Below are 12,965 nucleotides of genomic sequence, written 5' to 3'. Positions count from 1 at the left end.
CGATCGGTGACGGCGGCGTACGGGACGTTTCACTCACATGTGGGGCGTCAGTGACAGGACGTCAGCGACGAGGCTGCGTCAGTAGCGCTCGATGGCCGGCGGCTCGGTGTAGTCCGAACCGGACAGGCCCAGCGTGGCCTCGTAGATCTTCTTGTACGTGCCGTCCTTGACGTGGTTCTCCAGCGACTTGTTGATCGCCTCGCGGAGGACCTTGTCGTCCTTGTTCAGGCCGACGCCGTAGGGCTCGTCGGTGAACGGCTTGCCGACGACCCTGAGCTTGCCGGAGTTGGCGGCGGCGTACCCCTTGAGGATCGAGTCGTCGGTGGTGACGGCGTCGACCTGCTTGGTGAGGAGCTGCTGGACGCAGTCCGAGTACTTCGCCAGCTCGACGACCTTCGCGCCGTACTCGGGCTTCTTGATCTCCTGGAGCGGGGTGGAACCCACGATCGAGCAGACCTTCTTGTCCTTCACCGACTCCTTGCCGGTGATGGAGCTGTCGTCCTTGCGCACCAGCAGGTCCGCGCCGGCCTTGTAGTACGGGCCCGCGAAGCCGACCTGCTTCTTGCGCTCGTCGTTGATCGTGTAGGTGCCGACGAAGTAGTCGACCTGGCCCTTGGAGATGGCCGTCTCACGGATGCCGGAGTCGACCGTCTTCCACTCGATCTGCTTCTCCGAGAAGCCGAGGTCCGCCGCGATCATCCGGGCGATCTCGATGTCGAAGCCGGAGCGCTCCTTCGTCGACTGGTCCTCGAAGCCGAGGTACGGCTGGTCGGCCTTGGCGCCGATGACCAGCTTGCCGCGCTTCTTCGCCTCCTTGAAGGCCGGCGAGTCGAGGTCGACACCGGTCGCCACGGTGTACTTCGGCAGCTCGGGGGCCTCGGACGAACCGGGCTTGACGCCCGACGGCTTGTCGCCGGCGGAGCCCTCCTTGCCGCCGCACGCGGTCGCGGTCAGGGCGAGCACGGCGATGGCCGCAACGGCGGCCGACTTGCGGAGCTTCATGTGAACAATCCTCATGTCGTAGGTCGTCGGTATCAGTGGTGAAGAATCTTCGACAGGAAGTCCTTGGCCCGGTCGCTGCGCGGATTGCTGAAGAACTGGTCGGGGGTCGCCTCCTCGACGATCTTCCCGTCCGCCATGAAGACCACGCGGTTGGCCGCCGAGCGGGCGAAGCCCATCTCGTGGGTGACGACGACCATGGTCATCCCCTCCCGGGCCAGCTGCTGCATGACCTCGAGCACCTCGTTGATCATCTCCGGGTCGAGAGCCGACGTGGGCTCGTCGAAGAGCATGACCTTGGGGTCCATCGCCAGCGCACGCGCGATCGCGACGCGCTGCTGCTGACCGCCGGAGAGCTGCGCCGGGTACTTGTCCGCCTGCACGCCCACCCCCACGCGGTCGAGCAGGTTCCGGGCCTTCTCCTCGGCGGCCTTCTTGTCCGTGCCGCGGACCTTGACCTGGCCCAGCATCACGTTCTCGAGCACCGTCTTGTGTGCGAAGAGATTGAACGACTGGAAGACCATGCCGACATCGGCACGCAGCCTCGCCAGCTCCTTGCCCTCCTGGGGCAAGGGCTTGCCGTCGATCGTGATCGCACCCGAGTCGACCGTCTCCAAGCGGTTGATCGTGCGGCACAGCGTGGACTTCCCGGACCCGGAGGGCCCGATGACTACGACGACCTCGCCACGGGCGATGGTCAGATCGATGTCCTGGAGCACATGCAGCGCGCCGAAGTGCTTGTTGACGTTGCTCAGTACGACAAGGTCGTCTCCCGCAGGTGCGGCATCCTCGGCGGCCTTGGTCACTGAAACTCCGCTCATCGGCTTCTTGCTCCGTCCTCCTCGGTTAGGCAAGGACCCTAGTGACGCAGTGCGACCAGCGTCATTACATCTGAGCGGAAATTGAGCATAACGATCCGGCCGCAACCGGACACTCCGTGTGAAGGGGACGCCACGGCCTGCTCGGCGGCGTACCGGGTGGGTAACGGAAACCTGGTGGTAACCGGCGGGGGCTTGACTGACGTACCCGTCATCGGCGTGGATGCCCTGGTACGGGAATCACGTGAATCCCCGGGGTACGGAATCGACCGTCCGTCGGAACACCGGTGGATCGTCACGCACGGTCCCCGGTCGTCAGGACCATGAGAAGAGTGGAGAGGGGGGCCATGAGACTGCTGCTCGTCGAGGACGACGACCACGTGGCGGCTGCCCTGTCCGCCGTGCTCTCGCGCCACGGCTTCCAGGTCGTGCACGCCCGCAGCGGCGACGAGGCCCTGCAGGCACTGCTGCCGGCCGACAAGGAGCCCTTCGGGGTCGTGCTGCTGGACCTCGGGCTGCCCGACCAGGACGGCTACGAGGTGTGCGGCAAGATCCGCAAGCGCTCGGCGATCCCGGTGATCATGGTGACCGCACGGTCCGACGTCCGCTCGCGGATCCACGGCCTCAACCTCGGCGCCGACGACTACGTCGTGAAGCCGTACGACACCGGTGAGCTGCTGGCCCGTATCCACGCCGTCGCCCGGCGCAGGTCGGCCGGCGAGGACACCGGGGCGACCCCGCTCGCCGCTCTGCGGCTCGGCCCGGTCCGCATCGAGCTGCCCACCCGCAGGGTCAGTGTCGACGGCAACGAGGTCCAGCTCACCCGCAAGGAGTTCGACCTGCTCGCACTGCTCGCCCAGCGACCCGGCGTGGTCTTCCGCCGGGAGCAGATCATCAGCGAGGTGTGGCGGACGAGCTGGGAGGGCACGGGACGCACCCTGGAGGTGCACGTCGCGTCGCTCCGCTCCAAGCTGCGGCTCCCCGCGCTGGTCGAGACCGTGCGGGGCGTCGGCTACCGCCTCGTCCCCCCGTCGGCCTGAGGACGTCCGCTCCCCGTGCGCACCAGGCTTCTCCCCCTGCTCATCGTCCTGATGGCCGCCGTTCTGCTCGCCCTCGGCTTCCCGCTCGCCGTACGGGTGGCCGCCGCCGAACAGCAGCGGGTCGTCATCGACCGCATCGACGACACGGCGCGCTTCGGCGCGCTGGCCCAGTTCGTCGACGAGCCCGTCCGCGCCACCGACGAACGGCAGCGGATCCTGCAGACCGAACTCGAGGCGTACGACTCGGTGTACGGGATCAGGGCCGGGATCTTCTACCGCGACGACAGAGCCCTCGCCAAGGCCCCCGGCTCCTGGACCCTGCCCGCCGAGGGGGAGGGCAGGGAGGCCTTCAAGGAGGCGCTCCTGGGCCGCCGCTCCCACGACCCGTCCCAGGTCTGGCCCTGGCAGGACGGCCGGATCGTCGTCGCCTCCCCGGTCGTGCGCGACGGGGACGTCGTCGCCGTCGTGGTGACCGACTCGCCCACCGGCGACATGCGGTCCCGGACCCTGCGCGGCTGGCTGCTCATCGCCCTCGGCGAGGGTCTGGCCATGCTGGTGGCGGTCGGCGCCGCCTTCCGGCTCACCGGATGGGTCCTCCTGCCGGTGAGGGTCCTGGACGCGGCGACCCACGACATCGCCAGCGGCCGGATGAGGTCCCGGGTCGCGGCCTCCGGCGGGCCGCCGGAACTCCGCAGGCTCGCCCGCTCCTTCAACGAGATGGCCGACAATGTCGAGGACGTGCTGGAGCAGCAGCGCGCCTTCGTCGCCGACGCCTCGCACCAGTTGCGCAACCCGCTGGCCGCGCTGCTGCTCCGGATCGAGCTCCTCGCCCTCGAACTCCCCGAGGGCAACGAGGAGATCGCCTCGGTCCGCACGGAGGGCAAGCGGCTCGCCCAGGTCCTCGACGACCTGCTGGACCTGGCGTTGGCCGAGCACACCGAGGCCGATCTCCAGCTCACGGACATCGCCGCGCTCGCCGGTGAACGCGTCGCCTCATGGCGTCCGCTGGCCGAGGAGAAGGGCGTACGGCTCACCCTGGACGGGGCTCCGGCGGTGACCGGCTGGGCGGACCCGATCGCCCTCTCCAGCGCGCTGGACGCGGTCATCGACAACGCGCTCAAATTCACCCCCGAGGGCGAGGAGGTCCGGGTCACGGCGGGTTCCGAGGGCGAGGGCGCCACGGTCGTCGTGGCCGACCGGGGGCCCGGCCTGACCGAGCAGGAGCTGGAGCGCGTCGGCGACCGCTTCTGGCGCAGCGGACGTCACCAGAACATCAAGGGATCCGGTCTCGGGCTGTCCATCTCCCGGGCCCTGCTCGCGGCGGGCGGCGGTTCGATCCGTTACGGGACCCACGAACCGCACGGCCTGCGGGTGACGGTCACCGTGCCGCGCAACCCTCCGCACGCATGAGCCCGGCACCGTACGGTCAGGGCTTGGCCGAGCGGTAGTAGCGCCTGGCGCCCTCGTGCAGCGGCAGCGGGTCGGTGTAGATGGCCGTCCGCAGGTCCACCAGCTGCGCGGAGTGCACCTCGCGGCCGATCCGGTCCCGGCTGTCGATCACGGTCCGGGTGAACGCCTCGGTCGTCAGCGGATCCGTGCGGTCCGTGGTGATCAGCAGATTCGACACCGCGACGGTCGGCACGGCCTCCCCCTGCTGCGCCTGCGGGTAGGCGTCGGCCGGCATGACGGCCGAGCGGTAGTAGCGCGTGGACCCGCCGACGGCCTGGAGCTCGGTGACCAGCGCGTCCTCCAGCGGCACCAGCCGGATCGCGAACTTCTCCGAGAGGCTCTGCACGGCGGCGGTCGGCAGCCCGCCGGACCAGAAGAACGCGTCGAGACGGCCGTCCGTCAGCCGCTCCGGCATCGTGTCGATCCCCGCCTGGACGGGCGTGATGTCCGCGGCCGGATCGACGCCCGCCGCCCGCATCAGCCGGTCCGCGACGAGGAGCACCCCGGACCCCTTCTGCCCCACACCCACCCGCTTGCCCCGCAGATCGGCGACCTCCCGGATATCGGAGTCACGGGGGACGACCAGCTGGATGTAGTCGTCGTACAGCCGGACGCAGCCGCGCAGCCGGTCGGCGCCGGGTTTCCCGCTCTGCAGATAGGTGGCGACCGCGTCGGCGGTGGCGATGGTGAAGTCGGCCTTCCCCGTCGCGACCCGCTCGATGTTCTGCTGCGAGCCCTCGCTGGTCCGCAGCCGTATCGACACCTTCGGCATGTCCTTGGCCAGCGCACCCTCCAGCCGCTGCCCGTAGCGCTGGTAGACCCCGCTCCGTACGCCGGTGGAGAACGTCAGCGAACCGCTCGGCTCCCCGCCGCCGAGCGGCAGCACCCACCACAGCAGCAGTCCGAGCACGAGCACGGCGGCGGCGCCCCCCTGAAGGGTGCGACGCCGGCCGAACCGGGACAGTGCGTGCAGCATGGCGCGATCCTGCCAGGCCGTGCCCCGTCCTGGCCAGGCCGGACCCGGGGGTGGGCTCCGGCGGCGGGGGAGGCGCCGCCACCGCCTACCCTTGTCCCATGACCAGCGGCAACCGGAGCGAAGCAGTGGACGTCCAGAAGAGCTACGAGGTACGCACTTACGGGTGCCAGATGAACGTCCACGACTCCGAACGCTTGTCGGGGCTGCTGGAGGACGCCGGATACGTACGCGCCCCCGAGGGCTCCGACGGTGACGCCGACGTCGTGGTCTTCAACACCTGCGCGGTCCGCGAGAACGCCGACAACAAGCTGTACGGCAACCTCGGCCGCCTCGCCCCCATGAAGACGAAGCGCCCCGGGATGCAGATCGCCGTCGGCGGCTGTCTGGCCCAGAAGGACCGCGACACCATCGTGCGACGCGCCCCCTGGGTCGACGTCGTCTTCGGTACGCACAACATCGGCAAGCTGCCGGTGCTCCTGGAGCGCGCCCGCGTCCAGGAGGAGGCACAGGTCGAGATCGCGGAGTCCCTGGAGGCGTTCCCCTCGACGCTGCCCACCCGCCGCGAGTCCGCGTACGCCGCGTGGGTGTCGATCTCCGTCGGCTGCAACAACACCTGCACCTTCTGCATCGTCCCGGCGCTGCGGGGCAAGGAGAAGGACCGCCGCACCGGCGACATCCTGGCCGAGATCGAGGCCCTGGTCGCCGAGGGGGTCAGCGAGATCACGCTGCTCGGCCAGAACGTCAACGCCTACGGCTCCGACATCGGTGACCGCGAGGCATTCTCCAAGCTGCTGCGGGCCTGCGGGACGATCGACGGCCTGGAACGCGTCCGCTTCACCTCGCCGCACCCGCGCGACTTCACCGACGACGTGATCGCGGCGATGGCCGAGACACCGAACGTGATGCCCCAGCTGCACATGCCGATGCAGTCGGGCTCGGACACGATCCTCAAGGCCATGCGCCGCTCGTACCGCCAGGAGCGCTTCCTGGGGATCATCGAGAAGGTGCGCGCCGCCATGCCGGACGCCGCCATCTCGACCGACATCATCGTCGGCTTCCCCGGGGAGACCGAGGAGGACTTCGAGCAGACCATGCACGCCGTGCGCGAGGCCCGCTTCGCGAACGCCTTCACCTTCCAGTACTCCAAGCGCCCCGGGACGCCCGCCGCCGACATGGAGGGACAGATCCCCAAGGAGGTCGTCCAGGAGCGCTACATGCGCCTGTCCGCCCTCCAGGAGGAGATCTCCTGGGACGAGAACAAGAAGCAGGTCGGCCGCACCCTGGACGTCATGGTCGCGGAGGGCGAGGGCCGCAAGGACGGTGCCACGCACCGGCTCTCCGGCCGTGCCCCCGACAACCGCCTCGTCCACTTCACCAAGCCCGCCCAGGACGTACGCCCCGGCGACGTGGTGACCGTCGAGATCAGCTACGCCGCCCCGCACCACCTGCTCGCCGAGGGCGCCCCCCTGGGCGTCCGCCGCACCCGTTCGGGGGACGCCTGGGAGAAGCGCAACGCGGGTCCCGCCGCGCAGCCCGCCGGAGTCATGCTCGGGCTGCCCGGGATCGGCGCACCCGCCCCGCTGCCCGTGGCCGCCACCCCGGGGTGCGGCTGCGACTGACGGCGACGGGGCTGAGTACGCTGACCGGCATGCTTGTCGCCGCCGCCGTCTGCCCCTGCCCGCCGGTCCTGGTCCCCGAGGTGGCCGCGGGAGCCGGGCCCGAGCTCGACGCCGCGAGGAACGCGTGCCTCGACGCGGTGGGCGTGCTCGCCGCTTCGCGACCGGATCTGCTGATCGTGGCGGGCCCCGCCGAGCCGGCGGACCGGGGGCCGTTCCCTCCGGGCTCGGCCGGGTCCTTCGCGGGGTTCGGCGTGGACCTCACCGTGCGGCTGGGCGAGGCGCCCGCGGGGTCCCCCGCACCGCTGCGTCCGCTCCCCGCCTCCCTCGCCGTAGGCGCCTGGCTGCTGGACCGCACCCGGTGGGACGCCGCCCCGGTCGAAGGGCTCGGCGTGGGGGAGCCGCTCACCACCGACCGCTGCCTGCGCGCCGGGGCGGACGTCGCGGCCAGGGCGGAGCGGGTGGCCCTGCTGGTCATGGGCGACGGCAGCGCCTGCCGTACGGTCAAGGCGCCGGGCTACCTGGACGAGCGGGCGGTGGACTTCGACGCGGCGGCGGCCCGCGCGGTGGGCGACGCGGACGTGACCGCGCTGAGCGCCCTGGACGAGTCGCTGGCGTACGAACTGAAGGCGGCGGGCCGGGCGCCCTGGCAGGTGCTCGCGGGCGCGGCCCGGGGCGCGGGCCTCGGCGGGCGGCTGCTGTACGAGGACGCCCCGTACGGCGTGGGGTACGTCGTCGCCGCCTGGTCGTGACGCCTCCGCGCACCCCTCACCGGCACGGCTGAGGGCCGCAGAGCGACATCGCTCCACGGCCCTCGGTCGCGCCGGGTGCCCGGGTCAGTGCGCGGGCGGGGGCGGCGGCGTACCGCCCTCGTTCTTCTGGCCCAGGCGGTCGACCGCGTCCTTGGCCTTCTGCGTGCCGGACACGATCTTGTCGCTGTACTTGCCCTTGGTCTTCTCGTCGACCGTACGGGCAGCCTTGTCGAGGCCCTGGTCGATCTTGCCCCCGTGCTGCTGCGCGAGGTCGCCGACCTTCTCCTTGGCCGGGGCCAGCTTGGCCTTCAGGTTGTCCAGGAAACCCATGGGTCACCTTCCGTGCTGGGGGGACTGTGGGTCACATTTTACCCGTCCGTGAGCAAACTCGCGTTACTCGCCGTGTCCGTCCGTACCCGGTCTCCGTCCGGTCGGAGGGGCCCGCGAAGTTTGGGAGACTGTCCCGGTGAGAAGACCAGCTCCCACCCCCCGCGTCATCACCGTCGTCGGTCCCACCGCCGCCGGAAAGTCCGACCTGGGAGTGTTCCTCGCCCAGCGGCTCGGTGGTGAAGTGGTCAACGCCGACTCCATGCAGCTCTACCGGGGCATGGACATCGGCACGGCGAAGCTGACTCTCCCGGAGCGCGCCGGCGTTCCGCACCACCTCCTGGACATCTGGGACATCACCGAGGCCGCGAGCGTCGCCGAGTACCAGAGGCTCGCCCGGGCCGAGATCGACCGGCTGCTGGCCGAGGGCCGCACCCCCGTCCTCGTGGGCGGTTCCGGCCTCTACGTGAAGGGGGCGATCGACGCCCTCGACTTCCCGGGCACCGACCCCGCCGTCCGGGCCCGGCTCGAACAGGAGCTGACGGAGCACGGCTCCGGCGCCCTGCACGCCCGGCTCGCAGCAGCGGACCCCGAGGCGGCCCGCGCGATCCTGGCCGGCAACGGCCGCAGGATCGTCCGCGCCCTGGAGGTCATCGAGATCACGGGCAAGCCGTTCACGGCCAACCTCCCCACCGGGGAAGCGGTCTACGACGCCCTGCAGATCGGTGTGGACGTCGGACGCCCCGAACTCGACGAACGGATCAGCACCCGCGTGGACCGGATGTGGGAGGCCGGGCTGGTGGACGAGGTCCGCGCTCTGGAGACCCGGGGGCTGCGTGAAGGGCGCACCGCCTCGCGCGCGCTGGGCTACCAGCAGGTGCTCGCGGCGCTCGCGGGGGAGTGCACCGAGGACGAGGCCCGCGCCGAGACCGTGCGCGCCACCAAACGCTTCGCGCGCCGCCAGGACTCGTGGTTCCGGCGCGACCCGCGCGTCCGATGGCTGAGTGGTGCCGAGGAGCACCGCGGGGAACTCCCGCACCGCGCGCTGGCGTTGGTCGAACGAGCGGTTACAGCCTGATCACGTGATGGCATCGGGACGCTCCGCCCGTCATTTCGGCAGCCGGGGCCGTGCCATCATCGAGCATCGATCGACCAGTGGAGTCCGAGTTGGGAGGGCGCGTGGCGATGGAGGCCGGCCCCCGCGACACAGACAGAGACGCACCGGACACGCAGCACCTGGCAGGACGCCTGAGCCCTGACGGGCCGGACGAGCACGACGTGGCCCCCGAGGTCGAGGTCGAGCTCCGTCCCGCCCGCCGGCTGCGGATCTGGCAGCTCGCACCGATCGTGGGGCTGGCGGCGGTCGGTTCCCTGATGTTCGCCTTCCCGCTCGCGTTCGAGTTCGGCGGCGGCGGGGCCGTCGTGGCGATGCTGGGACTGCTGATCAGCTGCTGCGCCGCGGGCTGGGGCATGATGGCCGCGCGCCGCGTCGGCAACACCTGGCCCGGTCTGCCGGCCAGGGGATCGAACGACCGCCCCGACTGGCGCGTGATCACCCTGTACGTGGCCGTCTGCGCCGTGGTGGTGGCCCTGGCCGTCTGGCGCGTGGCCCGGCTCCGCTGAGCGGTGCCGGCGCCCGGGTCCGCGATGCGGCCCGGCCCGGCGGACTGTCGGCGGTGCCTCGTACAGTGGGTTCGTGAGCACTTCGCAGATCGCCTTCCTCAAGGGGCACGGCACCGAGAACGACTTCGTGATCGTCCCGGACCCGGACAACGCCCTCGACCTGTCGGCCTCCGTCGTCGCCCGGCTCTGCGACCGCCGGGCGGGCATCGGCGGCGACGGGCTGCTGCACGTCGTGAGGTCCGCGGCGCACCCCGAGGCGCGCGGGATGGCCGAGCAGGCGGAGTGGTTCATGGACTACCGCAACGCCGACGGCTCGGTCGCCGAGATGTGCGGCAACGGGGTGCGGGTCTTCGCCCGCCACCTCCAGCGCGCCGGGCACGTCGCCGAGGGCGATCTCGCCGTCGCGACCCGGGGCGGGATCAAGCGGGTGCACATCGCCAAGGACGGGGACGTCACGGTCTCCATGGGACGCGCCGTGCTGCCCGAGGAGGGGGTCACCGTCACCCTGGACGGCCGCAGCTGGGAAGCCCGCAACGTGAACATGGGCAATCCGCACGCCGTCGCGTTCGTCGAGGACCTGGCACACGCCGGGGAGCTCCGCTCCGTACCGCCGTTCGGCCCGCAGTCCGTCTACCCCGACGGGGTCAACATCGAGTTCGTCGTGGACCGCGGGCCCCGGCACGTCGCGATGCGCGTCCACGAGCGCGGCTCCGGCGAGACCCGGTCCTGCGGCACCGGAGCCTGCGCGGTGGCCGTCGCCGCCGCACGCAGGGACGGCGCGGACCCCGCGCGGACCGGCGCCCCCGCGACGTACACCGTGGACCTGCCCGGCGGCACCCTGGTGATCACCGAATACCCGGACGGCGGGATCGACATGACCGGGCCCGCCGTCATCGTCGCGGAAGGCGTGATCGACCCCGCCTGGCTCGAAACGATGATCGGTTAGAGCTTCGCTCGAATGGGTGATCCGTTTCACGCTGGGCGAGAGCTGGACTGCGCCACGTGGTGGGGTCGATAGCATCAAGCACCGGCCCGGGGGTGTATCCGCATCCACCGCCGGTCGACGTTGCCGGAGGTGCCCCATGAGCGCAGAGGCCACCAATCCAGGTGCTCCCCTTCGCAAGCGCGGTCGTCCACGGATCGATCTGCGCAGGCTGGGCCGTGTCGCCCTGCTCGGGCCGGTCTCCCGTGACCGGCTGCCCGACGCCATCGGGCATGTCGCCGAGGCCCACCGGGCGCACTACCCGGACGCCGACCTCGCCATCCTGCGCAAGGCGTACGTCCTCGCCGAGACCTCCCACCGCGGTCAGATGCGCAAGAGCGGCGAGCCGTACATCACCCATCCGCTCGCGGTGACCCTGATCCTCGCCGAACTCGGCGCGGAGACGACGACCCTGACCGCCTCGCTGCTCCACGACACGGTCGAGGACACCGAGGTGACCCTCGATCAGGTGCGGGACGAGTTCGGCGACGAGGTCTGCTATCTGGTCGACGGCGTCACCAAGCTGGAGAAGGTCGACTACGGGGCCGCCGCCGAGCCCGAGACCTTCCGCAAGATGCTCGTCGCCACCGGGAACGACGTCCGGGTGATGTCGATCAAGCTGGCCGACCGGCTGCACAACATGCGGACGCTCGGCGTCATGCGCCCCGAGAAACAGGCCAGGATCGCCAAGGTCACCCGGGACGTGCTCATCCCGCTCGCCGAACGCCTCGGTGTGCAGGCCCTCAAGACGGAGCTGGAGGACCTCGTCTTCGCGATCCTCCATCCCGACGAGTACGAGCGCACCCAGACCCTGATCTCCTCCTGGAGCGGCGCGCAGGACCCGCTCACCGACATCGCCGACAGCGTCAGAGCGACCCTGCGGGACGCCGGCATCACCGCCGAAGTGCTCATCAGACCGCGCCACTTCGTCTCGGTGCACCGGGTCCGGATCAAACGCGGCGAGATGCGGGGCACCGACTTCGGGCGGCTGCTGGTGCTGGTCGGCGAGGACGCCGACTGCTACGCGGTCCTGGGCGAGCTGCACACCTGCTTCACCCCGGTCGTCTCGGAGTTCAAGGACTTCATCGCCGCGCCCAAGTTCAACCTCTACCAGTCGCTGCACACGGCGGTCGTCGGTCCCGAGGGCGCGGTCGCCGAAGTGCTGATCCGCACGCACCGGATGCACAAGGTCGCCGAGGCGGGCGTCGTCGCACTGGGCAACCCGTACACCCAGGACGGCACCACCGCCGCGCACCAGGCCGAGCCCGCGGACGGGGAGCGCGCCGACCCGACCAGGCCCGGCTGGCTCTCCCGCCTCCTGGACTGGCAGGAGTCCGCGACGGACTCCGACACGTTCTGGGCCACGCTCCGCGCCGACCTCGCGCAGGACCGGGAGATCACCGTCTTCCGCACCGACGGCGGGACGCTCGGCCTCCCCGCGGGCGCCAGCTGCGTCGACGCCGCCTACGCGCAGTACGGCGAGGAGGCGCACGGCTGCATCGGAGCCCGCGTCAACGGCCGGCTGGCCACCCTGAGCACCGTGCTGAACGACGGCGACACCGTGCAGCTGCTGCTCGCCCAGGACGCCTCCTCCGGGCCCTCCCCGGAGTGGCTGGACCACGCCCGCACCCCGGCCGCCAGGATCGCCATCACGGCATGGCTCGACGCCCACCCGGACGGCGCACAGGGGCCGCAGAGGAGCCGGCCCGACGCCCCGAGGCCGCAGGCCCAGCCCGCCGACGACGCTTCGGCCGGCCGGGGCAGGCAGCCCGGCCGGGCCCCGATCGTGGCCGTCGACACCCCGGGCGCGCCCGTCCGCCTGGCCGGCTGCTGCACCCCCGTCCCGCCGGACGGCATCATCGGCTTCACCGTGCGCGGGGGCTCCGTCACCGTGCACCGGGAGGAGTGTCCCGCGGTCGCCAGGATGCGGGCGATCGGCCGGGCGGCCGTGGGGGCCCGCTGGAACGCCCCGGACGACCGGAGCGACACCCCCGACTACCGGGTCACCCTCGTCGCCGAGTCCTTCGGCCGCCCCCGGCTCCTCGCCGACCTCACCGAGGCCATCGCGACCGCCGAGGCCGCCATCGTCTCGGCGACGGTCGAGCCGCCCAGCGAACAGCGGGTCCGGCACACCTACACGCTCCAGCTGCCGGACGCGGCAGGCCTGCCGGGCCTCATGCGGGCGATGCGCGACGTACCCGGGGTGTACGACGTGAGCCGCGCCCAGCAGCCCGCGGCCACGGGCTGACCCCCCGCCCCGGGGGCTCAGCCCAGCAGCCCGCGGCCACGGGCTGACCCCCCGCCCCGGGGGCTCTTCCTGCCGCTTCGCGGCGACCCCGTTCGGGTGGTGCGGCGCGCGCCGCCCCGGTGTGATCCGTGCGCG

The 12,965-nt window shown here is 71.5% G+C and carries 12 protein-coding genes; 8 read left to right on the top strand and 4 right to left on the bottom strand.

Translation table 11 applies throughout. From position 1 onward, the window contains the following. Window positions 1–78: 78 nt before the first annotated feature. Together ACZ607_RS09380 and ACZ607_RS09375 are read right to left on the bottom strand one after the other, a co-directional pair. Complete coding sequence (locus ACZ607_RS09380) at window positions 79–1,002, bottom strand: glutamate ABC transporter substrate-binding protein (protein ID WP_469733340.1); 924 nt, start codon at window positions 1,000–1,002, stop codon at window positions 79–81. Window positions 1,003–1,034: 32 nt separating this feature from the next. Continuing rightward, window positions 1,035–1,820 (bottom strand): amino acid ABC transporter ATP-binding protein, encoded by a 786-nt coding sequence (locus tag ACZ607_RS09375; RefSeq protein ID WP_469733339.1) that lies wholly within the window; start codon window positions 1,818–1,820, stop codon window positions 1,035–1,037. Window positions 1,821–2,164: 344 nt separating this feature from the next. Between ACZ607_RS09375 and ACZ607_RS09370 the strand changes: the two genes are divergently transcribed. Together ACZ607_RS09370 and ACZ607_RS09365 are read left to right on the top strand one after the other, a co-directional pair. Continuing rightward, the gene (locus ACZ607_RS09370; protein WP_469733337.1) at window positions 2,165–2,857 is read left to right on the top strand and encodes a response regulator transcription factor; all 693 of its coding nucleotides are present in this window, start codon (window positions 2,165–2,167) and stop codon (window positions 2,855–2,857) included. Between the two features lie 15 nt (window positions 2,858–2,872). Beyond that, window positions 2,873–4,267, top strand: a complete 1,395-nt coding sequence (locus ACZ607_RS09365) for a sensor histidine kinase (protein WP_469733335.1) — start codon at window positions 2,873–2,875, stop codon at window positions 4,265–4,267. A 16-nt stretch (window positions 4,268–4,283) separates the two neighbouring features. Here the strand turns inward: ACZ607_RS09365 and ACZ607_RS09360 are convergent, their stop codons facing one another. Beyond that, window positions 4,284–5,282: a TAXI family TRAP transporter solute-binding subunit gene (locus tag ACZ607_RS09360; RefSeq protein WP_469733333.1), complete on the bottom strand. Its 999-nt coding sequence runs from the start codon at window positions 5,280–5,282 to the stop codon at window positions 4,284–4,286. Window positions 5,283–5,380: 98 nt separating this feature from the next. Between ACZ607_RS09360 and miaB the strand changes: the two genes are divergently transcribed. Both miaB and ACZ607_RS09350 read left to right on the top strand, forming a co-directional pair. Next, complete coding sequence (gene miaB, locus ACZ607_RS09355; protein ID WP_469733331.1) at window positions 5,381–6,901, top strand: tRNA (N6-isopentenyl adenosine(37)-C2)-methylthiotransferase MiaB; 1,521 nt, start codon at window positions 5,381–5,383, stop codon at window positions 6,899–6,901. Between the two features lie 29 nt (window positions 6,902–6,930). Continuing rightward, window positions 6,931–7,650 (top strand): class III extradiol dioxygenase subunit B-like domain-containing protein, encoded by a 720-nt coding sequence (locus ACZ607_RS09350; RefSeq protein WP_469733329.1) that lies wholly within the window; start codon window positions 6,931–6,933, stop codon window positions 7,648–7,650. Between the two features lie 84 nt (window positions 7,651–7,734). Here ACZ607_RS09350 and ACZ607_RS09345 read toward each other — a convergent pair whose 3' ends face one another. Further along, a complete protein-coding gene (locus ACZ607_RS09345; RefSeq protein ID WP_382983530.1) occupies window positions 7,735–7,980 on the bottom strand; it encodes an antitoxin in 246 nt (81 codons plus the stop codon). A gap of 136 nt (window positions 7,981–8,116) precedes the next feature. Between ACZ607_RS09345 and miaA the strand changes: the two genes are divergently transcribed. From miaA to ACZ607_RS09325, 4 genes are all read left to right on the top strand, one after another. Next, the gene (miaA, locus tag ACZ607_RS09340) at window positions 8,117–9,055 is read left to right on the top strand and encodes a tRNA (adenosine(37)-N6)-dimethylallyltransferase MiaA (protein WP_469733327.1); all 939 of its coding nucleotides are present in this window, start codon (window positions 8,117–8,119) and stop codon (window positions 9,053–9,055) included. Window positions 9,056–9,162: 107 nt separating this feature from the next. Beyond that, complete coding sequence (locus ACZ607_RS09335; protein WP_469733451.1) at window positions 9,163–9,600, top strand: hypothetical protein; 438 nt, start codon at window positions 9,163–9,165, stop codon at window positions 9,598–9,600. A 73-nt stretch (window positions 9,601–9,673) separates the two neighbouring features. Beyond that, the gene (gene dapF / locus ACZ607_RS09330; protein ID WP_469733326.1) at window positions 9,674–10,546 is read left to right on the top strand and encodes a diaminopimelate epimerase; all 873 of its coding nucleotides are present in this window, start codon (window positions 9,674–9,676) and stop codon (window positions 10,544–10,546) included. Window positions 10,547–10,682: 136 nt separating this feature from the next. Beyond that, complete coding sequence (locus tag ACZ607_RS09325; protein ID WP_469733324.1) at window positions 10,683–12,830, top strand: RelA/SpoT family protein; 2,148 nt, start codon at window positions 10,683–10,685, stop codon at window positions 12,828–12,830. The last annotated feature ends 135 nt before the right edge of the window (window positions 12,831–12,965 follow it).

The sequence above is a fragment of the Streptomyces sp. NPDC104381 genome, from assembly GCF_055583745.1.
This window is presented reverse-complemented; position numbering and strand designations above follow the sequence as displayed.